This is a genomic window from Flagellimonas hymeniacidonis, assembly GCF_008040165.1.
GTDB lineage: Bacteria > Bacteroidota > Bacteroidia > Flavobacteriales > Flavobacteriaceae > Flagellimonas > Flagellimonas hymeniacidonis.
In genome coordinates, this window is record NZ_VRUR01000002.1 from 494793 (window position 1) to 517401 (window position 22609).

At 37.6% G+C, this 22609-nt stretch carries 21 protein-coding genes and 1 other RNA gene; 6 read left to right on the forward strand and 16 right to left on the reverse strand.

The window, feature by feature from the left end; genetic code table 11:
* Positions 1 to 74: 74 nt before the first annotated feature.
* Positions 75 to 1223: a cysteine desulfurase family protein gene (locus FVB32_RS11115; RefSeq protein WP_147743869.1), complete on the forward strand. Its 1149-nt coding sequence runs from the start codon at positions 75 to 77 to the stop codon at positions 1221 to 1223.
* Here FVB32_RS11115 and FVB32_RS11120 read toward each other — a convergent pair.
* The 3 genes from FVB32_RS11120 to FVB32_RS11130 are packed head-to-tail and all read right to left on the reverse strand — an operon-like array spanning position 1220 to position 6042.
* On the reverse strand, positions 1220 to 1873 hold the full coding sequence (locus FVB32_RS11120) for a hypothetical protein (protein ID WP_147743870.1): 654 nt from the start codon (positions 1871 to 1873) through the stop codon (positions 1220 to 1222). The genes FVB32_RS11115 and FVB32_RS11120 overlap by 4 nt on opposite strands.
* A gap of 9 nt (positions 1874 to 1882) precedes the next feature.
* Positions 1883 to 4351, reverse strand: coding sequence for a TonB-dependent receptor (locus FVB32_RS11125; RefSeq protein WP_147743871.1), 2469 nt, complete (start codon positions 4349 to 4351; stop codon positions 1883 to 1885).
* Positions 4351 to 6042 (reverse strand): M23 family metallopeptidase, encoded by a 1692-nt coding sequence (locus FVB32_RS11130; RefSeq protein ID WP_147743872.1) that lies wholly within the window; start codon positions 6040 to 6042, stop codon positions 4351 to 4353. Before FVB32_RS11130 ends, FVB32_RS11125 begins: the two co-directional genes overlap by 1 nt.
* Before the next feature lie 144 nt (positions 6043 to 6186).
* On the opposite strand from FVB32_RS11130, the gene FVB32_RS11135 reads away from it, so the two are divergent.
* From FVB32_RS11135 to FVB32_RS11155, 5 genes are all read left to right on the forward strand, one after another.
* Positions 6187 to 6477, forward strand: a complete 291-nt coding sequence (locus FVB32_RS11135) for a hypothetical protein (RefSeq protein ID WP_147743873.1) — start codon at positions 6187 to 6189, stop codon at positions 6475 to 6477.
* Between the two features lie 12 nt (positions 6478 to 6489).
* Positions 6490 to 6783: a cell division protein ZapA gene (locus tag FVB32_RS11140; protein WP_147743874.1), complete on the forward strand. Its 294-nt coding sequence runs from the start codon at positions 6490 to 6492 to the stop codon at positions 6781 to 6783.
* Between the two features lie 53 nt (positions 6784 to 6836).
* Positions 6837 to 6946, forward strand: a non-coding RNA gene (gene ssrS, locus FVB32_RS11145) — 6S RNA.
* 50 nt (positions 6947 to 6996) lie between these two features.
* Complete coding sequence (gene rny, locus FVB32_RS11150) at positions 6997 to 8568, forward strand: ribonuclease Y (RefSeq protein ID WP_147743875.1); 1572 nt, start codon at positions 6997 to 6999, stop codon at positions 8566 to 8568.
* 70 nt (positions 8569 to 8638) lie between these two features.
* Positions 8639 to 9058, forward strand: a complete 420-nt coding sequence (locus tag FVB32_RS11155; RefSeq protein WP_147743876.1) for a CBS domain-containing protein — start codon at positions 8639 to 8641, stop codon at positions 9056 to 9058.
* Positions 9059 to 9142: 84 nt separating this feature from the next.
* On the opposite strand, the gene FVB32_RS11160 is transcribed toward FVB32_RS11155, so the two are convergent.
* The 13 genes from FVB32_RS11160 to FVB32_RS11220 all read right to left on the reverse strand — a co-directional run bounded on the left by FVB32_RS11160 (position 9143) and on the right by FVB32_RS11220 (position 22473).
* Positions 9143 to 11290, reverse strand: coding sequence for a DUF349 domain-containing protein (locus FVB32_RS11160; protein WP_147743877.1), 2148 nt, complete (start codon positions 11288 to 11290; stop codon positions 9143 to 9145).
* A gap of 139 nt (positions 11291 to 11429) precedes the next feature.
* Positions 11430 to 12182, reverse strand: coding sequence for a shikimate dehydrogenase family protein (locus tag FVB32_RS11165; RefSeq protein ID WP_147743878.1), 753 nt, complete (start codon positions 12180 to 12182; stop codon positions 11430 to 11432).
* Positions 12136 to 13173: a DUF368 domain-containing protein gene (locus tag FVB32_RS11170; RefSeq protein ID WP_147743879.1), complete on the reverse strand. Its 1038-nt coding sequence runs from the start codon at positions 13171 to 13173 to the stop codon at positions 12136 to 12138. Before FVB32_RS11170 ends, FVB32_RS11165 begins: the two co-directional genes overlap by 47 nt.
* A gap of 16 nt (positions 13174 to 13189) precedes the next feature.
* On the reverse strand, positions 13190 to 14107 hold the full coding sequence (locus FVB32_RS11175; RefSeq protein ID WP_147743880.1) for a DUF368 domain-containing protein: 918 nt from the start codon (positions 14105 to 14107) through the stop codon (positions 13190 to 13192).
* A 24-nt stretch (positions 14108 to 14131) separates the two neighbouring features.
* A complete protein-coding gene (locus tag FVB32_RS11180; protein WP_147743881.1) occupies positions 14132 to 15532 on the reverse strand; it encodes a tetratricopeptide repeat protein in 1401 nt (466 codons plus the stop codon).
* Between the two features lie 86 nt (positions 15533 to 15618).
* The gene (locus tag FVB32_RS11185) at positions 15619 to 16815 is read right to left on the reverse strand and encodes an aspartate aminotransferase family protein (protein ID WP_147743882.1); all 1197 of its coding nucleotides are present in this window, start codon (positions 16813 to 16815) and stop codon (positions 15619 to 15621) included.
* Entirely contained in the window at positions 16815 to 18521 is a 1707-nt protein-coding gene (locus tag FVB32_RS11190; RefSeq protein WP_147743883.1) for an OstA-like protein, read from the reverse strand. The genes FVB32_RS11185 and FVB32_RS11190 overlap by 1 nt, the downstream gene beginning before the upstream one ends.
* A 151-nt stretch (positions 18522 to 18672) precedes the next feature.
* Complete coding sequence (locus FVB32_RS11195) at positions 18673 to 19230, reverse strand: DUF7010 family protein (protein WP_147743884.1); 558 nt, start codon at positions 19228 to 19230, stop codon at positions 18673 to 18675.
* Positions 19231 to 19236: 6 nt separating this feature from the next.
* On the reverse strand, positions 19237 to 19611 hold the full coding sequence (locus FVB32_RS11200) for a hypothetical protein (protein ID WP_187269560.1): 375 nt from the start codon (positions 19609 to 19611) through the stop codon (positions 19237 to 19239).
* A 33-nt stretch (positions 19612 to 19644) separates the two neighbouring features.
* The gene (locus FVB32_RS11205) at positions 19645 to 20022 is read right to left on the reverse strand and encodes a nuclear transport factor 2 family protein (protein WP_147743885.1); all 378 of its coding nucleotides are present in this window, start codon (positions 20020 to 20022) and stop codon (positions 19645 to 19647) included.
* A 128-nt stretch (positions 20023 to 20150) separates the two neighbouring features.
* Positions 20151 to 20888 (reverse strand): subclass B1 metallo-beta-lactamase, encoded by a 738-nt coding sequence (gene bla, locus FVB32_RS11210; RefSeq protein ID WP_147743886.1) that lies wholly within the window; start codon positions 20886 to 20888, stop codon positions 20151 to 20153.
* Positions 20889 to 20931: 43 nt separating this feature from the next.
* Positions 20932 to 22053, reverse strand: a complete 1122-nt coding sequence (gene chrA / locus FVB32_RS11215; RefSeq protein WP_147743887.1) for a chromate efflux transporter — start codon at positions 22051 to 22053, stop codon at positions 20932 to 20934.
* A gap of 24 nt (positions 22054 to 22077) precedes the next feature.
* A complete protein-coding gene (locus tag FVB32_RS11220; protein WP_147743888.1) occupies positions 22078 to 22473 on the reverse strand; it encodes a hypothetical protein in 396 nt (131 codons plus the stop codon).
* Between the last annotated feature and the right edge of the window lie 136 nt (positions 22474 to 22609).

Consider the following 22609-nt stretch of genomic DNA (forward strand, 5'->3'; position numbering starts at 1 on the left):
ACTATGCCGAATACTTTAAAAGAAATTAACTTTATTTCCCCTATTTTTGGCCTGGTAAAAATGATAGCTAGATTATGCAAAAAGTATATCTGGATAATGCGGCCACAACCCAAGTAAGAGATGAAGTTATTGCTAGAATGCAAGAAGCTTTGGCCGTTTATTATGGGAATCCTTCTTCCACACACAGTTTTGGAAGGTCTGCAAAAACGGCCGTCGAAAAAGCAAGGAAAACAATTGCTAAAATTTTAAATGCACAACCTTCTGAAATCATTTTTACGTCTGGGGGAACAGAAGCGGACAATATGATTTTACGCTGTGCTGTTCGCGACTTAGGGATTAAGACGATTATTACCTCAAAAATTGAACATCATGCTGTTCTGCACACAGTTGAGGAACTGGAAAAGGAGTATGGCATTGCTGTTTATTTTGTGGATTTAGATCAATATGGAAATCCAGACATGGGCCATTTAAAAGAGCTTCTGGGTCAAGATGATTCCAAAAAATTGGTCAGTTTAATGCACGTGAACAATGAGATTGGCAATATAACCGATATTGGTGCCATTAGCGATATTTGTAAAGCACATGGTGCCCTATTTCACTCAGATACGGTACAATCTGTTGGCCACTACCCATGGGACGTTCAAGAAATTTCCATTGATTTTTTTACAGCCGCGGCACATAAATTTCATGGACCCAAGGGTGTTGGATTTGCTTTTATTAGAAAAAATTCCGGTTTAAAGCCTATGATTTTTGGAGGTGCGCAGGAAAGAGGATTCAGGGCGGGAACAGAGTCTTTCCATAATATCGTTGGTTTGGAAGAAGCATTTATAAGGTCTTATGATCAATTGGAGGAAGAAACCGAGAAGGTAAGGGGGTTAAAAGCATATTTTGTTGAAAAGATAAAAAAAGAAATTCCTGGAGTTGAGTTTAATGGCTTTTCTGGGGATATGGAAAATAGCACCTATACGCTTACAAGTGTCCGTTTGCCTTTTGATAAGGAAAAGGGATTAATGTTGCTTTTTCATTTGGATATGAAAGGAATTGCATGCTCTAAGGGCAGTGCTTGCCAATCTGGAAGTAATCTCGGCTCCCATGTGCTCACGGAAATTTTAGACACAAAAGAACTGGAAAAACCTTCCCTTCGTTTTTCTTTTTCTAAATATAATTCGAAAGAAGAACTCGATTATGCAATAAAGGTGCTTAAAGAATTTGCCGAAAGCTAATTTCTATTTTTTCGCTGCTTTTTTTCTTTATCGTAAGGAAACTTTCTGGAGGCAAGTTTCATCATCCTATCAATAAGTTCAGTGGTATTCTTACCAGTTTTTTTGGTAATGGCTTTTTCGTATTTCCATAGGAGCTTACCAGAATCACCATCGCTAACTTTCACCCCGATTCTTCCGTAATTGGCATCCCCGCTAAAATAGTCCAGAAGGTTAAAATCGGTAGGCACGCCTTTGGAAAGGAGAATGTTAAGGTTTAGATTGCCACTTATAATGCCATCCACTTTTAAAATTTTGCACAGCTGGGTAATGGTATAAATATCCAAATTGTCATAAGACACCCCATTTTGGGTTAGAATGGCATTGGTGTCCTCAATATTTTGGAATTCAACATTGAATTTTTTCCTTTTTTTCCTTTTTGAAAAATAAGTTTCCAGAGCATTTTGTACGGCATATCCCTCTTTCCGCGCTAAGCTTTTTAGTTCCATTTGATCTACGCTGTGTTTTAGATCTAAGTTGGCGATAAAAGGAACTATTGCTAAAACCTGATGGTCTTCGCTAAGCTCATCAAATCTTCTATTTTCATAAATATTCTTTTGCGCTGTTCCCAGAGTAACAATTAGAAAGGCAATAAGGGATATTATTTTTTTCATTTATATGGGTTAAAATCGCATTCCAAATCTTAGGTTTAGAATACGGCTTGTCAAAAAATTGGGTACTGCAAATTGTCGTTGCGTATCAACATCCCTTACCCATGTGTTCGTAATGGAATTTTGGTTATTGAACATATTAAAAATTTCAAAACCAAAACTAAATTCTTTGAACGCATGTAACCAATGTCCTTTAGGGTACTGATTTTTACCGTCAGCAAAAATATAGGAAATTCCCATATCTGCCCTCCTATAATCTCTTAATCTATTCTGAAATTGATACGGATCTGCATTGTTGGGTGAACCTCCTGGAACCCCAGTGTTATAAACTAGGTTTAAATAGAGCTTTAAATTTGGAATCGTAGGCACATAATCTTGGAACAAAACAGCGAACTTTAAACGTTGGTCTGTTGGTCTGGAAATGTACCCCCTGTCATTAATGTTTTCTTCTGTTTGTAAATAACCCAAACTTACCCAAGACTCAACTCCAGGCACAAAAGTACCAGTGAGCCTAAAGTCGAACCCAAACGCATAAGCAATGGCGTTATTTTGGGCGGCATATCTAACTCTTACATCCTCTACGGTATATGGATTTACATCCATCAAATCTTTGTAGTACGCTTCGCTGATCAATGTAAAAGGCCTATCCCAGAGATTAAAACTGTACTCACTTCCCAAAACATAATGGATGGACTTTTGCGCCTCTACACTTGGGTTTATAGTTCCTGTAACGTCTCGTAATTCCCTATAAAAAGGAGGTTGTTGATAGCTTCCTATTCCAAATCTGAAGAGCATATCGTTTTTCCAATCGGGTTTAATGGAAAATTGGCCTCTAGGACTAAATAGAGTTTGGGAATTGGAATTAAAACCTTCACCGCTTAGAATCCAATGTTGCGCTCTAGCACCGATATTATAATAGATATCATGATTTCCTAGCTTGGTTTGATTGCTGTATTGAATAAAGCCAGAAAATCTATTTGTATTAACAAAATTGGTTGCTTGTGCGCTTTCAAAGGGAAGAATGTCCTCATCAAAAGGTACTTCGGGTTGATTGTTAATAATATTAGGTTGAAAGGGCCTGATGAAAAACCCAGCGGAATCAATAAACTCCGATTCCCTTAGTTGATCACGAATATCTTCATGGGTAAATTTCACTCCCCATTCTAAAGCTTCCCCATCTTTGTTATGCTTCCCTCTATGTGATATATTAAAGATTAGCGCGTCCAATTGATTTCTAGCTCGGTTAATCTGTGATCCTACACCTCTTGAGGTGGTAACCTCGCCCAGATTATCTCCGCCTAAATTAGTATCGATATCTGCCAATTCATAAGAGGCGATGATATCTGAAAATTCTTCTTCCTGTGCATGATAGACAGAGGTTGTAAAGTTAATTTTGGTGTTCTCGTTTACAATATGTTCTGTTTTTATAGCCGCAAGTGCATTGTTATATTTAGAGTTTTCTCGTCCTTCATAAAAAACAAGCAAAGCCATAGGATCGTTAATGGTTCCAAAATTGGTTTGTCGGGTTAATGGCTCATTTTCATAGTCGTTAATAGAGAAAGTACCCAAAAAATTAAGATGAAACTTCTTGGAAAACCGATAGGTAAGATAGGTTTGTGCATCCAAGAATTTTGGATTGAAATTGGTTTCCGTCTGAAGGCTATTCACAAACAGGCTATTGTTCCTGTATCGAACCCCGGTAATATTACTGAGCTTTTTGTTTTTGGATATGGTTTCCAAGGTTGCACCAGCTCCCAATAAGCTTCCCCCTAATTGCAAAGAAAAATCGGTTGGTGTTTTATAGGTAATGTCTAACACCGAAGACAATTTATCTCCATATTTGGCTTGGAACCCCCCTGATGAGAAGTCGAGCTTTGTAATCATATTGCTGTTCACAAAGCTTAATCCTTCCTGTTGTGCAGAGCGAATTAAAAATGGACGGTATACCTCGATACCGTTTACGTAAACCAGATTTTCATCAAAATTTCCACCACGAACGTTGTATTGTGTGCTTAATTCATTGTTGAAGGAAACCCCAGGAAGTAATTTTAGAATATTTTCAACACCAGCATTTACACCTGGGATGGTCCTAACCACATCTGGTGAAACCGTTGTGATGCCTTCAATATTTTTATTCCCTGTGGCTGACACGTCTACCCCTGCAACCTGAATAATATCGGTTTTTAGTACAGGATTAAACTCAAATGTCTCGTTTGTAGTCAGAATTAAGTTTTCCAAAACCACATCTTCAAACCCTAAATGGGTAAAGGTTACCGTGCTTTTAGTCTCAGCTATTAATTGAAGAATGTAATATCCATCTGTATTTGTGGTAGTGCCAGAATCCCCACTTGTAATATTTACATTGGCAATAGGGGTGTTGTTTGCATCCAAAACCGTTCCTGCTATTGTAGCGGTCTGACTTTGCGCATTAAATGCCCAAAAAATAGCCAGTATTGCAAGAAAGAATTTTGAGTAATGCACTATTTTCTAAAAAAGGTACTCTCAAAGGTACTGGAATTGCCAACATTGTCAGTAACAACAACTTTAAGGTGGCACTCTGTTTTGTTTAAAATGGCATCATCGAAGTTATAGGTGATGGTCTGTGTTTTTGGTTCGTATTCCATGAGAATCCAATTCCCGTTCAAGGTGGCGGAATAGGAATTTATTCCACTAAGGTCATCACTTATTTTTAGGCTTAGATAGCTGTAATTGGTCAACCATTGCTTTTCTTTAAAATTTCGTGAGCTTATTTTTGGTGCAATGGTGTCCTTTGCCAGGGTATAAGTGCCGAGCGTTCGGGTGCGTGTGGTAAAAGAGTTATCCCGTTTATAGGTTTTTGTATGTCTAGGTTCGTTTTTGTCATCAAGACGGGCAATAAAAAGTTGTTTTCTGTCCGCTTGGGTATATTTTGAGACATCAAAACTAATGGTGAAGTTTCTATGTGCCGCCACTTGATTATTATGTATTGCTATGGTGTCTTCACCCTTTTTTAAATTGATATAGAAATCTTCATAAAAGGTATTGGCCGGAAAATACACCTTGGCTGCACCCAAATCAAAATTATTAGGTTTGTCCGCAATGATGAAATCATCTGTTTTAGCATTATCACGTTTTACCCGGACGGTTTCTTTTTTTCCTTCAACAGGAATAAGAAGCTTAGTGGTATTCCCTTGGATATCCGAAATTAATAATTCCACGGTGTAAGATAACCCTTCTTTTACCGTGATTTTACCATTGTTATGAAGCGTACTGTATAGGCCTAAACGGTTGGAAGGTTCTTTGAAACATTTTTGGATACGCTGTTTAAATTTCCCAAAGTGGGCATAATCTATTAACGTATTAATGTAGCGTGTTTCAGTAAATGAGAAGGTTTCAAAATCATATTCCGAATATGTTTTACCGTTAACTTTTTGCGTTACGGAATAAACACCATTTTTATTGGCGGCCATATCTTGGCGGTCAAATCCATTAAAACCAAAACCTATAGTGCCAATGGCCGTTACTTTTTCAGCTAAAAATGTGCCGTCTGCCTGCTTGGTGAAGTTGAGCTGTATTTTTTTGGCACTTTGATTAACAAGGGCATCATCTGATAAAGGGTACCCGAAAAGACCTATTAATGAAGGATTCGTGGCATCTCTTACTTCGTAACCATATAGCAATGGATTTGTAGGTCTTTCCGTGACACTGCTCCGTATTTCAAAATGAAGATGTGGTCCTGATGACCCTCCAGTGTTCCCAGAATAGGCCATGGTTTCTCCCTTTAATACTTTTAATTCTCCGTAGTCTGGAAACACCTCAACTTCGTAAGACTGCTTTTTGTACTGTATCTTTTTTATGTATGCCTCAATCTCAGGGCTAAATTTCTGAAGGTGGGCATAAACGGAAGTATATCCATTGGGATGGGCCACATAAAGTGCTTTACCATAACCCCATAGGGATACCTTAATGCGGGTAACCGTGCCATCAGCTATGGCCAGTACCGGCAACCCTTGCCTTCGTTGTGTTTTTATGTCGATACCTGAGTGAAAATGGTTAGATCTTAATTCTCCAAAAGTACCAGCTAAAATCAAAGGAATGTCCAAAGGGGACTGAAAGACGTCCTGCGGATATTTTTGTTGTGCACTAAGTGAAAGGAAAAGAAAAAAGAAAGCTCCAAAAAAGTGTGGGCGCATACTGTGGTTTATTATTACATACGAAAATAACCAATGTTTTGATTTTAAAAAGCCTAAAAACAATGCTTAAAGAATAAATACTAAAAGTATTGCGAGGTTAGGCAAGGTTGGTTAACTTTGTGTAATACGCATTGCTGTTTGCATATGGGCGAACTATTTGAGATTGTTGATTCTTTAGAAAATAAGGTAAGCAAGTTGTTGCACAAGATGGAATTGTTGCATCAGGCCAATACCAAGTTAAAGGAAGAATTAAACCTTGCAAAGGAGGAAAACGAACTAAAACAGAGCGCCGTTACAGAATGGGAAGAAAAGTACAATTCCTTAAAAATGGCAAACACGATGCTGGGTAGTAATACAAGTAAAACCGAAGCTAAGCTCAAGATAAATACATTAATTCGCGAATTGGACGTTTGTATAGCCAAACTTGCGGATTAATTTAAACAAAATATGGAGGAGAAGCTCAAAATAAAGCTTTCCATTGCAGACAGGGTATATCCATTGACTATAGACCCAAAGCAGGAGGAAGGATTGCGGAAAGCAGCCAAAAGCATTGAGAATTTGGCAAAAAAATTTGAGCAAAACTACGCAGTACGGGACAAGCAAGATGTACTTGCCATGTGCGCACTGCAATTTGCCTCTAAAATTGAGCAAGGTGGAATAGACAGTTCGGAAAATACCAAAGCTGCATTTGAACGCCTTAGAGCATTGGATGATTTGGTACACTCCAAACTTGGAGAATAAGTTCTTTTAAATAAATATTGTTACTGCCCACATTGGTAATTAATTTTTGACAAACTCAACACTATTATATTTGAAAAGGGTGAGTTTAAGTTGTAAAAGCAGGCCCTACCTGTATAGGGATCCTTGAGCAGCTTGTTAGCCCTAAACCTGTAATTTGGAGTTTGTACAAACTTCGGCTAATGTGGGCTTTTTTTATAACCAAACATAATCAACATGGATAACACTATAGTAATTGTTGTAGCTGCTGTTGTAGGGTTGGCGATAGGTTTTATAATCGCCAAGATGATGGAAAAAGGCAAGGCTACAAAGACCATTTCCAATGCAAAAAGAGAAGCTTCAGATATAATTAGACAAGCAAAGAAAGAAGGGGAAAACATAAAGAAGGATAAAATATTTCAGGCCAAGGAAAAGTTTTTAGAATTAAAAGCAGAGCATGAAAAAGTCATCATAAATAAGGATAAAAAAATTGCAGAGGCAGAAAAAAGGACCAGAGATAAAGAGTCTCAAATCAGTAATGAACTGGCCAAGAACAAAAAGATAAATGAGCAACTACAAGAACAAATAAAAGAAGTTGCCCACAAAGGGGAAATCCTTGATAAAAAGCAATCTGAAACGGAAAAACTGCACAAAAGTCAAGTGCAACAGCTAGAGGTAATTTCTGGGCTTTCCGCTGAAGATGCCAAAAGTCAGTTGTTAGAATCGTTAAAAGAAACGGCAAAGACGGATGCAATGGCCTATTTGCAGAGTACCTTGGAAGAAACCAAGCTAACTGCCCAGCAAGAAGCCAAGAAGATTGTAATCAACACTATTCAGCGTATAGGAACAGAGGAAGCAGTGGAAAACTGTGTATCTGTATTCAATTTAGAGTCTGATGATGTTAAAGGAAGAATCATTGGTCGTGAGGGGCGAAACATTCGCGCTCTGGAGTCTGCTACAGGCGTTGAGATTATTGTTGATGATACACCAGAAGCAATAATTCTCTCGTGCTTTGATTCTGTTAGGAGGGAAGTTGCTAGACTTTCCCTGCACCGTTTGGTCACCGATGGCCGAATTCATCCTGCCCGCATTGAAGAAATCGTCAAGAAAACAGAAAAGCAAATCAATGAGGAAATTGTTGAAATAGGGAAGCGTACCGTAATAGATCTTGGTATTCATGGCTTACATCCAGAATTAATTAAGGCAGTTGGCCGAATGAAATATCGCTCTTCCTATGGACAGAATCTATTACAACACTCTAGAGAAGTAGCAAAACTGTGCGGTGTGATGGCTGCAGAACTAGGTCTCAACCCTAAAATTGCCAAGAGAGCCGGTTTGTTACACGATATTGGAAAGGTTCCTAACACAGAGGTTGAGGTGGAGACTCCGCATGCCATTCTTGGGATGCAATGGGCTCAAAAACATGGCGAGAAGAAAGAAGTGTGCAATGCTATTGGAGCTCACCATGATGAGATTGAAATGAATACCTTGATTTCACCAATCGTGCAAGTTTGCGATGCCATTAGTGGTGCTCGTCCAGGAGCCAGAAGACAGGTATTGGATTCTTACATTCAACGATTGAAAGATTTAGAGGATGTTGCTTTCGGATTCAGCGGAGTTCAAAAAGCGTATGCGATTCAAGCAGGTCGTGAGCTACGTGTGATTGTTGAGAGTGAAAAGGTAAGTGATGATAAGGCTGCTGAACTTTCCTTTGAGATTTCACAAAAAATACAAACTGATATGACCTACCCAGGTCAAGTTAAGGTTACGGTAATACGAGAGACGCGTTCGGTCAACGTTGCAAAATAGACACTGACAATTATCATATTTTTCTGCAAAGAATCAGGCTAACTTCATGCATAGATTAAAATCTATCAAGATGAAGAAAAATGTGCCTGTTTCGAAAATAATGACCAAAGACTTGGTCACATTAACTACTATAGACGATTTAGTAACTGCTGAAGAGCTTTTCAAAAAGCATAAGATTAGGCATATCCCAGTAGTTGAAGGAACCTCCATTCTGGGAATATTAAGTTATACCGATTTATTGCGAATTAGTTTTGCCGATGCGGTGGATGAGCAAGAAGAAAGCGTAGATACTATGGTCTACAATATGTTTACCATTTCCCAAGTAATGGCTAGGGATGTTATTAGCGTGTCCTCTAAAACCACAATAAAAGAAGTGGCAAAGTTTTTAGCCAAAAAAGAGTTTCATGCACTGCCTGTGGTAGATGATGGAAAATTGGTAGGAATTGTAACTACTACAGATTTAATCAACTACCTGTTGGATTTGTATTAAGAATATCCAGAGTAATTATAGAAAAAAGCCCAATACATTAAAATTAACCTAATATATTGGGCTTTTTGTTTAGTAGAATATGTTCTATTCTTCTTCGTTTTGAGCATCTTCATCACTTTCTTCAGCAGCCTTGTTAAGGTTGTTTTCCATGATGTTTAGCTTTTTAAGTTTAGCCTTCCACGTTTCCAAGGCTTCCTTGTGCCTGTTTATATTGTTTACAACATCCTTTACTAAAGGACTATCTTCAGAAGCATTAGAGAAAAATTGAAGGTTATTTTCTAATTGTCTTATTTCAGATTTACTTTCTTCTATTTTCCTTCGGATGAAGACACGTTCGTTACCAATGGCCCTGTTATCATCCGTTTTGGCAAGCTGCTGCATTTTATCGCCGTACTTAAGCAATTCTGATTCTTGCTTGCTCACGCCTAGTTTTGTGAATAGCGCATCAACAATTTTGTTGAATTTCCCATTGATGTGTTTTTTGTTATACGGAATACGTCCAAGGGTTTTCCATTCTGCGATAAACTTTTTTACCGTGTTAAGGTCCTTTTCCTTATCACCCGTCAGTTGAAATGCCTTTATACGATCAAGGCAGGCACTTTTCTTCTCAAAATTGGCATATTCTTCCTTTTGGCTTTCATTTTTCTCTGCATGCAATCGATTAAAATAATGATTGCAGGCATCTTTGAACTCGTTCCAAATCTTGTCAGAGTATTTACGTGGTACATGGCCAATTTTTTTCCACTCACTTTGTATACGTTTCATTTCGGGAGTGGCCATTTCCCTATCATCACTGTCTTTAAGCGCCACTGCCAATCCCAATAAAGCCCTTTTCTTTTCTAAATTTTCGTGCTGTTCCTTTTTTTGACTCTTGTAGAAAGCGTTTTTATTCCTATTGAATTTCCTTACGGCATCCTTAAAAGCACTCCAAGTCTGCTCATTTACTTTTTGTGGAACTTTCCCAGCTTTAAAGAAGGCTTCCCGTAGCGCTTCTATTTCCTTTATTTGCTGTTGTAATGCCCTGTGATTGTTGGTGATATTATCCGCAATTTGCATAATAGAAGCTATCACCTCTTGCTTCTTCACCAAGTTTTTTTCGTAATCTTTTTCCAGTTCTTGGTAATGCTCCTGTCTTCGTTGGTGCATCGCCTTGGTAGCATTGCTGAAACGCCCCCAAACTTCTTCCCGCTGTTCTTTGGCAACAGGGCCAATATCTTCTTTCCAAATCTTATGTAAGGTCTGTAACTCACGAAAAGCTTTTCCTAAATCGGGTTCTTTTGCAAGCAATTCGGCACGTTCTACCAGTTTCATTTTTTCCTCCAGATTGTGCTTAAAATCAAGATCGCGTAATTCTCTATTTAAGTGGAGAAAGTCATAGAAAATCTCCATATGATGATGATAGGTGCGCCATACATCATTATAATTGTTTCTGGGAATAGGTCCTGCGTTACGCCAGTTTTCCTGTAAATCCTTGAAGTTTTTATAGGTAGTGTTAATATCCTCTTCAACATTCATAAGACCTTTGAGCTGTTCAATAATCTCTAAACGTCTTTTAAGATTGCTTTTTAAGTTTTGGTCTAGTTGTTTATAGTACTGGTCTTTTTTCTCTCTGTACTCACCAAAAACCTCATTAAATTGTCTTTTGGCAACGGAATTATAACGGAAGTCTATTTCATTACCACCATTGGCTACAAATTCTTCTTTTTTATGCTCAAGAAACTCCTGGAACTTTTGGTCAAACTCATATTTAATGGAGCTTACATGCTTATTTATGGCCTGTATTTTTTCGTTTTTGACCAAACGCTGCAACTCTCCAACTAAATTTTCTATAGACATGGAGTGGTAATCCAACATTGGAATATGATGGCGTTTCTCGTTGTCTACATCTTCAGCATCTTCAGCATTTGACTCCTCAATTTCTTCAATGACCTTTTCTGCCTCTGGTTCTTTAGAAGGTTCTTCGGTGGCAGTGGCTTTTTCGGCATCCTCTGCATTTGATTCCTCAATTTCTTCAGTAGCCTTTTCTGCTTCTATTTCTTTTGGAGGTACCTCGGTTGTTGTAGTTTCTTCTGGGGGAGAAGAATTTGTTTTTTCTGTGTTCTCTTGTTGTACTTTATCTTCAGATGTATTTGGTTCAGAAATGGGGCTTTCTTCCTCAGTTTTTTTTAAAGCATCTGCATTATGCTCAGTACCACCTTCAGTTTCCTGAAGTTTTTGCTCGTTTTCCTGCATCAGTAGTTTCTTTTCGTAGGATTGATGATAATATAGCCAAGTTAACAACTAAATTACCCAATAACAAAAGTAGTGATTCTTCTTTTGTTTAAGTTTTTGCTTGTATCAATTGGTCAAAATGGAGTATGTGTAACAAGTTTCAAGTCGTTGACCAAATTTCCCATGCTTTTTCTGCTTGTAACTTCAACATTTTCAAACCATTACATATTTCAGTTCCTTTCAATTCGCCTTCATGCAAAAAAGCTGTTTTTTTCGGGTTATAGATAAGATCAAACAAAAGATGCTCTTTGCATAAATGTTGATAGGGTAGGGCAGGTTTGTCATTTACATCAGGATAGGTGCCCAAAGGCGTGCAATTAATGATTACGGTATATTCCTGAATGATTTCTTTGTTCAATTCTTCATAAGTGAATCCATCTTCCCTTTTGGACCTTGAAACATAGGAATGGTCTATACCCAGTTCTTCCAGAACAAACCGTATGGCTTTTGATGCACCTCCCGTGCCCAAAATAAGTGCTTTAGTATGATGCGGTTTTATAAAGGTCTCTATGGATTTTTGAAAACCATAGGCGTCTGTATTATATCCCTTTAACCCTTTTTCAGTGAATTTAACAGTGTTAACAGCCCCAATCAACTCAGCTTTCCTATCAATAGCTGCCAAATAAGGGATTACTTCTTCTTTGTATGGAATGGTAACATTTAACCCTTTTAACTGATTCTGGGAAAGAAGCTGTTCAAATGCAGAAATGTTCTGAATATCAAAATTCTCATAACTATGATCAGTCAGACCTAGATCATCAAATTTTTGAGTGAAGTAAGCCTGTGAAAAGGAATAGGATATATTTTTACCTAGTAGTCCGAACCTGTTTTTTTTCTTTTCTATTTTTTCCATACCAATCTAGCACCAATAATAACAAAATTCCCAAGATCATAAAAAATATAGCCCACCAAGTTTCGGGGTTTCCTATTTGAGGAAGGTATCGCTCATAATTTGCTATTATTTTGTCACCGTTGGAATCAAGTAAAATGTTCCCAACAGCATCCATTTTGTACATGGTCCTTTTCCATGGCCATACGACCCCCAATGAACCTGTAATAAAGCCTAAAATAACCGCTGTAGCGCTAGCTTTATAATGCTTTAGCACATAGCTTAGTAAGTGTGAGAACGTTACCAAACCTGTGGCTGAGCCTAGGGTAAAAATCCCTAATATTTTGAGCGTTTCTATTCGCTTTGGGTTTTCTATAAAACTAAAATCCCCTGAAAACAGTTCTGAAAAAGTGTCATAAAGTGCATTTACTGAGTCGACCAATAGCAACACATAATTACCTAAAAGAATTAGGATAAATGAGCCTGAAAGTCCGGGTAAGGTCATTCCTGAAACACTAATGATACCACAGAAAAAAATGAAAAATAGATTGTCGTTTTCTTTGGCTGGGCTTAAAAAACTGATGGATATTCCAATGATTAACCCAATGATTCCAGCCGTGACGGTTCTTTTGTTCCACTTGTCAAAATCTTTTGAAATGTAATAGATGGAGCCCAAGATCATACCAAAGAAAGCGGCCCATACAAAGAGTTCTTTTTGCTCCAAAAAGTAATCCAACACTCTAGAAATACTAAAATAGCTAATAAGCATTCCTAGGATAAGTAGTATTAAAAATTGACCGTTTGTGTATTGATAAAAGCTCTTGAACCGTCCATTTATAAGCAGCTTGAAGGCCTTTGCGTTTACTTTTTGAAGGGAATAGATAAATTCCTCATAAAAACCACCAACAAACGCAACGATGCCTCCAGAAACGCCGGGAACCTTGTTGGCAGCACCCATGCAAAGTCCTTTTATTACCAAAAAAAAATTGTCCAGTAATGTTCTAGGTTGATGCATGCACGAAAGGTTTCTCTTATTTCTTGGAAGCTAGTTTTTCCAAGATAAAAATAAGCGAAAAACCTATTAAAGCTAGTATTATGGCAAGTATTAGTTGATTGTCCCCTTCAAATGCAGATGGCCATACATTCATATCATCAATAACTTTGGTTTTATCCCCAAAAGTCCTGGTTTCCAAAACTTTTTTCCAAGGCCATATTTTATTTAAAGACCCAAGAATAAAACCTGTCAATAGCGCAAGAGTGATGTTTTTGTAGTGACTGAACATCCATTTTAGCAAACGGGCAAAACTTAAAAGACCGAATATGGCACCTAAAGCAACGGTAATCACAATTTTTAGGTCTCTTTCGTGTACTGCATCCAGAATGGTTTTATATGAGCCAAGTAGCACCAGAATAAACGCCCCAGATATTCCTGGGAGTATCATGGCGCAAATTGCTAATGCACCGGAAAGAAATAAGTAAGGCAGGCTATCTGTATTTTCATTTGGTGGTAGTTCTGTTATAAAGTAGGCAACCGCGGTTCCTACTAGGAACACAACTATGGTTCCCACAGACCATTTCTTAATTTCCTTGCCTACAAAAAAGATACTGGCCAATACAAGCCCAAAGAAAAAAGACCATAGCAAAACGGGTTGGTTTTCTAAAAGCCAACTAAGTACTTTGGCCAATGACAATACACTGATGAATATCCCCGAAAAAAGAGCTAATAGAAAATTACCGTTGGCCTTCTCCCAAAAAGATTTGAACCCCTCCTTTTTTAGGGTGGTAAAAAGCGAAAGATTGATATTGTTTATAGAGGTAATCAATTCTTCATATATACCTGAAATAAAGGCTATGGTTCCACCAGAAACTCCAGGGACAACATCTGCGGCTCCCATAGCAATTCCCTTTAGTGTTATAAACACATAATCTAATAACTGACGTGTCTTCATGAATTATTTAGAGTAAAACCTAGATTAGGTAGATGCTTTTTTAATTTCGGAAACGAGGGTCTGTAGCCATTGCACTCCATTGAATTCTGGAAAATCTTCTTCGAACAATTGCAGTTTTTCAATATCTAATTGCATTGCTTCGGCTAGTTTCCCCTTGGCATTTAAAATTTCGTTGTTTTTTAAATAAACTCCTGCCAGTTTGTAGACCAATTCGGCGCTTTCAGGGTAAAATTCTAGCGCTTGTACCAATACCTGGATAGAAGAACCAAAATCTCCAATTTTTCTTAGTACATCAGCCCAGTTACACCAAGTATCCATTTCGTAATTTCCAAGATCAACAGTTTGCTTATAGGCAAAATCTGCCTCATCAAAATTCTTTAAGGCATAGTAGATTTTTGCACACTTTTTCCAATATAAAGGATTTTCACCATCAATATTTATCGCTTTATTAATATAATACAAAGCTTTTTCGTAATTCTTAAGCTTGTAATGAAAATCCGTTATGGCCAACCATCCCTTGTCCAATAAGGGATCTTCGTGAACGGTATTATAGTAGTAATATTTTGCCAAATCGTTGTTGCCCAATTTTTCATGGCATCTTCCTATGCGCAAATAGGCATGTGATGTTGGATCTTCAATGGAAATGGTTGTTTCGTAGTTTTCTATAGCCTCATTATATTTGCCCAACTTTTCAAGGACCTTTCCTTTTTCAAAGTAAGCACCAATAAAAGAATCATCGGAAATAATGGCAAAATCAAATGCGGTCAAGGCTTCAGGGTACATATCCATGATATAATACATCTTCCCTAATTGATGCCAAGCTACTTCGCAATAAGGATTTCGTTCCAAATACGTATTGAGATAATGAATGGCTCCATCAAAATCTTCTAGGAACTCAAAGCAGTAAATTACATTATAAAGGGACGAATAATCTCTATCGTCGAATTCCACACATCTCATAAAACTGCGTTTTGCCTTTTCAAAATCATCCATAAACAGGTATTCCATACCCAAAAGAGAATGGATATCAAAATTATCATCTGCTTTTTGGAGTGCTTCTAAAAGTAGATCCACAGCACCTTGATGGTTATCTTGTTTGGATTGGATATTAGCCCTTTGAATAAGGATTTCTTCGTTGTTGGCATCTATATTTTGAAGCTCATCCAATATTTTTTCTGCATCTTCATATCTATCTTCAAAAACGAGAACTTCTACGCGCAACAGTTTTAATTCTAAAGAATTAGGATGCTGCTCCAAACCAATTTGGATCGCTTTTTTTCCCAAGGAGACTTTTCCGTTGTTGAGATAGTGATGAATGATTTCCTCGAAATCCTCTGAATCAAAAAAGTACACATCATCTGTCTTGAGCATTGACTCAAATTTGCTGATGGATTCTTCAGGATGTTCGTTAGAATCTAACGCCATAGGAACGAGTTTGGTTTAACTATGGACTTAAAATTAGCCCTTTAGGGCGCTGTTTATGTCCGTGATTTGGGTATGTTATCAACAAATTAGTTAACAGCAGCGGGTTTGTAATCGTTTAAAATACTGATGATTTGGCTGCATCCTTCTGCTATTTCCGCTTCAGAAATGGTCATTGGTGGTGATATGCGAACCGCTTTGGGTTCAAAAAGCAGCCAAAACAAAATCAATCCTTTTTTAGCCGCGGTTAATATCAAATAATTAACTATTTCCTCGTTTTTCAATAGCAAAGCAAGCATTAAACCCTTACCTCGAATTTCATTAATCAAAGGATGTACCAAAAGTGTTCTGAACAGTTTTTCTTTCTCTAAAGCAGATTCAACCAGCTGTTTTTCTGTAATTTCTTGTAAAGTTGCCAAGCTGGCAGCAGCGATCACTGGATTCCCGCCAAATGTGGTAATATGTCCCAACGTAGGGCTTTCTTGCAAGCTATCCATCATCTTTTTTGAAGCGACAAAAGCACCGATAGGTAGTCCGGAAGCCATTCCCTTGCCGACTACCAAAATATCGGGTATACAGCCATAATGCTCAAAGGCAAAAAGTTTCCCAGTTCTTCCAAAACCGGGCTGTATTTCATCCAAAATCAACAAAGCGCCTACTTCATCACAACGGGTTCTCACTTTTTTTAGATAATCATTTTCAGGAAGAATAAAGCCTGCTCCTCCTTGAATGGTTTCCAAGATTACGGCCGCGGTTTGTCCTGTAATCTTCTCTAAATCGTCTGCTACATTAAATCTGATAAAAGAAACATCAGGAATCAATGGTCTAAAAGCACTTTTTCGTTCTTCATACCCCATTATGCTTAAACTTCCCATTGTATTGCCATGGTAAGCATGTTTGGCAGCAATTAGTTGTGAACGGCCCGTATACCTTCTTGCAAGTTTTAAAGCGCCTTCAATAGCTTCTGTACCAGAATTTACCAAATAGGTGGTCTCCAGATTATTGGGAAGCTGCGAGGCAAGGAGTTTGGTATATTCCACAGCAGGTTGCAGAATGTATTCTCCGTAAACCATAACGTGCATGTATTTTCCTGCTTGTTCTTTAACTGCATTGACCACTCTTGGATGGCAATGGCCTAAGCTACATGCAGAGACACCAGCGACAAAATCTAAATGCTTTTTACCCTGGGTGTCATAAATATAACTGCCTTGGGCATGAGAGACCGCCAAACCTAAAGGATGTGGCGTGGTTTGGGTTTGATATTTGAAAAAATCCTCCTTGGACATTAGGGTTGCTGTACTTTCTTGACCTCCGTTTTTTTAGGTTTTGTGCCTTGGTTATTGGAGATATTGTTTACCGGGTCGTTTTCATTTTTTTGGCGCTCTTCTTCTTCAGCATCAATATCTATTGGGTTGTCAATTCCTCTAATTTTAACCAACTCAATAGTGTTGTCATCTTCATCAAAAATATCTTCTTTTTTAAGGATTCTTTCATCTCCACGCCATATAAAGCCTTTTAGCTTCCTGCTTTCAACAGGCAGGTCCGTTTCTGGAAAAATGTCCCCATCTGGGTTGACAAAAAAGGTAATATCCTCAATATCACTGTTTGCCATCAATAATCTTATTTTACTACAGATGGTTTTATCAATTCCGATAAGCTCTTGGTCATCATTGTACATGTAATAAATAACCTCGGTATTCTGTACTAAGTCGATGATTTTGAGTTCGTTTTCAATGAACTTTCCATATAAATTCTTGCCTTTAGCTTGGTTATATCCTGTTTTACTGATAGTGTCCAAAGAAATGATAAAAGCATTTTCCAATACTTTTAACGAATCCAGCTTTTCGGTTTCGAGGTCCGAAATTAAGTGTATACTGTCCCCCGTAATTTGATTGTCGATATTCCAAAGGATGGGATCGGTAATTAATTTGGTGAGCCCAGTTTTTTCTTCTGAATGAATGGAATCACATTTACCGCTTAAATCGGTTTTATAAAATTTTGCATTCCTGAAAGCTCTTAATATTCTTGATTCTGGCTTTCCGGTAATCATTAGTGTATCTCCATGAATGTATAATGAATCTTGTTGTACTAAATTGATTGCAACTGCCCTTTTAGTAGCAAAAACGGAATCTTTTTCTTTAAACACTTCAGCATAATGGGCTCGTATTACGCCCTTGTTTATGGTATCGGTAACTTTAATGTTGTTTGTCGCTGAAGCAAATGAACTGGCCTTATCAAAATAGACACTATCGCCTTCAATAATGCGGTTACTGTAATCGATTCTGGTATTTTTCACCCCGTAACCTTGCTCTATCTTGGTGTCATAATAACCACGTTCGCAGTAAATTTTATATTCCTCGCCGGTAATGGTAGATGGACCATACATATAGGCATTTTTAGAAATGCGGTAATAGTCCAACTGTTCAGAATCTATAATGTACTCCGGATTGTCTATATGGACACTATTTTTAAATTGAACCTTTTTAAGCTCTGTAAAGTAGGTGCCAATTTTACTGGTTAAAACGTTTACGGAGTCCACTACCTTTCCTCCTGACCGATAGTAGGATAATTGCTTTTCCCGGTCAAAATATAAAGTGTCCGTTGTCAATGTCATTTTTCCATCAGACAGATCAACATTTTCCCATGCTTTGGCCAAGCTTGTATCTCCGTTCCAATCGAGTTTTGCGCTATTCATTTCAATGGAATCACCTTGTTGTAACCTAACATTGCCAATAGCTCTTAAGCGATTTTCTTGGGAGTAAAAGATGGCAATATCGCACCAAAGATCAGCTCCCTTATGTTCAAATTGTACTTGGCGTTCATCATCTTTGCTAAAAATTGAAGCACCAGGAAATTGCGCTTCATCTTTAGTGAAGTTAGCCCCGTAAACAATGTTTATTTGTGTGCTTTCGGCCTCCTGACCTTTTTCTTGGGCAGCGACAAGGAAAAAAGAAAACGCAAAAATGAAGAATGAAATTCTTTTCAAATCCACAAAATTTTGCTCAAAAGTAGGATTTTTAACGTAAGCGGAGAAAGGGTTTTGGAAAGGTTTGGCAATCTAGTGGTAAAGCGAAGCTTTTTCGAATTTTGAGACTACAATAATTGTATATCTTATTTGATAATAGCTCTGGAGATATACAGCCCTATTCTTCTGTTGGAATCTTTCTATTTCTAAGAATTAATATAGTGGCAATGTAAATCAAAACAATGGCAAATGGAATAGCTGTAAATCTATGTTCTGGAAATGCATACCACAACAATACTATTAGAACGGTTCTGGTTATTGCATGGAAGAATCCGACCCAATGTTTGATAATCCATGAAAAAGGTAACCACATTGCTCCTGTTAATATGCCTATGGTCATGGGCAATGAGGTGTAATCAACAAGAAAGAAAGGGATTGCAATTGCATATATTAAGATTGCCTGCCCAGCCATATGTAAAAAGAGTTTGTCAAATGTGTTTTTTGGCTTTTTCTTATCTAAGAAGTTTTCCCCGGTAAAGGAGGATATAAAAATTCCGAGGTATGCGATACTGCCTGTTCCAATGAATAATACCCAAACTGTTGCTGTAATGGGTAGAAAAATCCCTGCTATCCCAACAATTAACCAAACCGTAAGCCCTGCCAAAGGTGTAGCAAGGAATTTCCTTTGTATAAATTCTATTCGTTGTTCTTCAAGAGTTCTCTCGACCTGAGCCATGGGTTACTATGGAATATGGAGTTCTTTGTGGTTGGATTTTAAAAATTTAAATATACGCTGTGGTAAATGGGTTATATCTGAGCTTTTTTCAAGACAAATTGAAATATGACCATTTGCGGTGGATTTTACCAATTGATAAAAATTTCCATAGCCGATAATCAAGTAGTCAAGTCCTCCACAATCAATATTTCCTCTCTGACTTGCCAAAGTCAATAGTGTGGGATTCACCAATAATTCCTCGAACCTATCGGTCTCTCTCGAAGAGTTGTCGGTAACATTGTCTCTTTGCTGGAAAACAAGCATATCATCCAAATACAATGCAACGTACCTTATATCGGGGAAGTGTTGGAATAGGTTTTTTATTATTTGTTTTTCACTCATTTTAATATGCAATACTTCTGATGCCTATGTACTTTAATACATCGTGTTTGGATTATTGGAGGTATTGGGAATCTGTTGTATGGCATCCCAATGTTCACATATTTTGCCGTTTTCATTAAATCTAAAAAAATCCATGGTTACATACTCATCATTTCCAGGCCAAGTTTGATGTGTGTGCAGGGCTACTAAATTATCCTCTGCGATGCATCGGACAAATTCAATGGACTTTTCTGGATATTCCCGTTGCATTCTTTCAAAATAAGACACAAATCCTTCCGTACCATCAGCCACATCTGGGTTGTGCTGAATGTATTCATTTCCCACGTATTGTTCAATGGCCTTTTTGGGGTTGCCCTCATAAGCCATTTTATAAAAAGCAATAGCGTTTTCTTTATTCTGTTCTAGAGACATGTGTTTTGTTTGGTGTTGCGTATAACAATGGCTTTCCGCAGAAATACATTGTTGCGTGTTCTTAAATAGATATGCTTAAAATTAAGAACAATACGGTAATGAACAATAGTAACCAAAGAGAATAATATCTAGTGGCTAAACATTTGAATAGTGTAATCTAAAAGCGCTGTCCCTCCACTTTTACCATGTCCAGGAATGACGATTTTTAAATCGGGAATTTTCTTTTTGATTTTTTCTACTGTATTGGACCAGTCCTCCGTATTGGCATCTTCAAGATTGCCTTTACCTGCCGTATTGGATTTAATTAGACATCCTCCGAACAATACTTTTTCGTTGGGAACATAGCCCACTACATTGTCAACGGTATGACCCTCACCAAAGAATTGAGTAAAAACGGGGAACTTGCCAATGGTGATTTTCATTTTGTTTTCAAAACCATGTTCTGGTACCACCTTTCGGTTATGTTGTCTGGCCAATGTAATGGTGGTATTGTTGGCATGTGATGGTATTCCTTTTTCATGAAAGTATTGCAATCCACCCAAACAATCAACATGAAAATGGGTGACTACTACTGCTTTGACCTTCTTTTTTTGCTGATTTTCTATCCAATGTATCAGTTCTTTTGAAACAGTATCATCTGTTGGTGTATCAAAAACAATTGCCTCCTCCTCATCAAAATACACCATTCCATTGCAGGCCACTTTTCCAAAATCATTTGTACTTAAATAAGAAATATGAATGAAAACACTACTGCTTACTTGTTCAATTTTTAATGTTTCAGATTCATAATTGTTTGATTTTACCTGAGCAGTAATACTATTGTTAAGAACAATTGATACCACCAATAAAAAAAATGCTTTGTTCATAAAAAAATGTTTTTATATCTGTATGTTAGTTTTTGTTAATTGCTTAAATCAAGGTTAGTATATATCCGATGAGAGCTCCACCTAAGACAATAAAAGCACTGTTTACTTTTTTGAAAACAAATACCACAATCAAACTTGCAATGGAAATTAAAACGGTTCTCCAATCTGTTAGCGTGTCTTTTCCCATTTCTATACAGACTGCAATTATCAATGCAACTGCCGCCACGTTTACTGCATCTAAAATGGATCCAATTACTTTTGATTTCCGCATTTTGGGAATTAACGGATTTAATAATAACACAAACAAGAAGGAAGGAAGAAAAATTCCAATAGTTGCCGCTGCTGCTCCCATTGCCCCATTCATTTGCCAACCAATAAATGTTGCTGTTGATAAGACAGGTCCTGGTGTTATTTGCCCAACCGCTACGGCATCTATTAATGCCTGTCTGGTCAGCCATCCGTTTGCTACTAGTTCAGAATCCAGAAATGCAAACAATACATAACCGCTGCCATAGAGTATGGCTCCAACTTTTAAAAAAGTGAGAAATATTTTGAATGTCCCTATTTTTAATGGATTTCCTATTTGAAAGAGTAAAAGAGGCACAAAACTCTTTAGGTTAGACCTGTTTTTTTTGAAGAGGTATAGTAGAAAACCGAGAAAACCGGTACCAAAAAGTGCAATGATTTCATTCACACCAAATAAACATGCTATCAAAGCCGCAATACCTAAAATGGACAGCTCGGTTGTTTTTACCGCCTTTTTGCCTAATCTAAATGCGGCCATTATAATGATGGAAATTACGGCAGGCTTAATTCCGTAAATGAAGGGTTCTACCGTTGGTAATTGGCCATATTGTTGGTAAAGCCAAGCAAAAATAGAGGTGATTACCACTGCAGGGAAAATAAAACAGAACCCTGCAACGAAAAGACCTTTCCAACCTGCACGCTCATGCCCGCAATGCATGGTCATTTCTGTGGAATTAGGTCCTGGTATTAAGTTGGTGGCCCCCATTAGATCTAGAAAGTGCTCTTGTGTCATCCACTTTCTCTTCTTAACAACTTCATCTTCCATCATTGCAATATGGGCTGCGGGTCCCCCAAATGCAATACTTCCAAGTTTAAAAAACAACTTGGCAATTTCTTTTAGTTCAGTTTTTTGGGACATTTAAATAGGATTCAAAAATCTAATTTAATGTGTTTTTCGGTTTTTCAACACATAAGACATTAGAATGAGCGCAAATGCAATTCCAAACCCCAATACCCCAATATTGATTCCAAATAATGTTTTTTCGCTGCCATCTAAATACTTCATGGACCCTCCATAAGTTTCTTGCAGTGCATAGGCCAATAAAAATCCGCCTGTAACAAGTAGACTTAATATGGCACTGATTTTTGTCTCTTTTTTGAACCATACTAGCCACAAGCATAAAATCCCAATGCTTGAATTGGTTACAAGCTGCCATACTTCATGAATTCTTACATGTGGTGTCCAATCTGGATTTAGAACATGCGTATCATTAATTTCTAAAAAGGGAACTACAAGTGCATAAAGTAATACGCTAAAGGTGATTGCAATTTTTTTCATTGGCTTCATTCTGACGATATCCTTTGAGGAATTGAAGGGTTGAGCAGTTAGTGGAACACCCTCTTCCCGTCGAAAACCAAAGTTAGCGAAATGGAGGTGAATTTAACTAAGAGTTCTGCCAGAGTGTGCCATATAT

Bases quoted from the DNA above. Each gene is read 5' to 3' on its own strand.
- FVB32_RS11115 (WP_147743869.1), top strand. From the start codon at position 75: ATGCAAAAAGTATATCTGGATAATGCGGCCACAACCCAAGTAAGAGAT.
- FVB32_RS11120 (WP_147743870.1), bottom strand. From the start codon at position 1,873: ATGAAAAAAATAATATCCCTTATTGCCTTTCTAATTGTTACTCTGGGA.
- FVB32_RS11130 (WP_147743872.1), bottom strand. From the start codon at position 6,042: ATGCGCCCACACTTTTTTGGAGCTTTCTTTTTTCTTTTCCTTTCACTT.
- FVB32_RS11135 (WP_147743873.1), top strand. From the start codon at position 6,187: ATGGGCGAACTATTTGAGATTGTTGATTCTTTAGAAAATAAGGTAAGC.
- FVB32_RS11140 (WP_147743874.1), top strand. From the start codon at position 6,490: ATGGAGGAGAAGCTCAAAATAAAGCTTTCCATTGCAGACAGGGTATAT.
- rny (WP_147743875.1), top strand. From the start codon at position 6,997: ATGGATAACACTATAGTAATTGTTGTAGCTGCTGTTGTAGGGTTGGCG.
- FVB32_RS11155 (WP_147743876.1), top strand. From the start codon at position 8,639: ATGAAGAAAAATGTGCCTGTTTCGAAAATAATGACCAAAGACTTGGTC.
- FVB32_RS11160 (WP_147743877.1), bottom strand. From the start codon at position 11,290: ATGCAGGAAAACGAGCAAAAACTTCAGGAAACTGAAGGTGGTACTGAG.
- FVB32_RS11165 (WP_147743878.1), bottom strand. From the start codon at position 12,182: ATGGAAAAAATAGAAAAGAAAAAAAACAGGTTCGGACTACTAGGTAAA.
- FVB32_RS11170 (WP_147743879.1), bottom strand. From the start codon at position 13,173: ATGCATCAACCTAGAACATTACTGGACAATTTTTTTTTGGTAATAAAA.
- FVB32_RS11175 (WP_147743880.1), bottom strand. From the start codon at position 14,107: ATGAAGACACGTCAGTTATTAGATTATGTGTTTATAACACTAAAGGGA.
- FVB32_RS11180 (WP_147743881.1), bottom strand. From the start codon at position 15,532: ATGGCGTTAGATTCTAACGAACATCCTGAAGAATCCATCAGCAAATTT.
- FVB32_RS11185 (WP_147743882.1), bottom strand. From the start codon at position 16,815: ATGTCCAAGGAGGATTTTTTCAAATATCAAACCCAAACCACGCCACAT.
- FVB32_RS11195 (WP_147743884.1), bottom strand. From the start codon at position 19,230: ATGGCTCAGGTCGAGAGAACTCTTGAAGAACAACGAATAGAATTTATA.
- FVB32_RS11200 (WP_187269560.1), bottom strand. From the start codon at position 19,611: ATGAGTGAAAAACAAATAATAAAAAACCTATTCCAACACTTCCCCGAT.
- FVB32_RS11205 (WP_147743885.1), bottom strand. From the start codon at position 20,022: ATGTCTCTAGAACAGAATAAAGAAAACGCTATTGCTTTTTATAAAATG.
- bla (WP_147743886.1), bottom strand. From the start codon at position 20,888: ATGAACAAAGCATTTTTTTTATTGGTGGTATCAATTGTTCTTAACAAT.
- chrA (WP_147743887.1), bottom strand. From the start codon at position 22,053: ATGTCCCAAAAAACTGAACTAAAAGAAATTGCCAAGTTGTTTTTTAAA.
- FVB32_RS11220 (WP_147743888.1), bottom strand. From the start codon at position 22,473: ATGAAAAAAATTGCAATCACCTTTAGCGTATTACTTTATGCACTTGTA.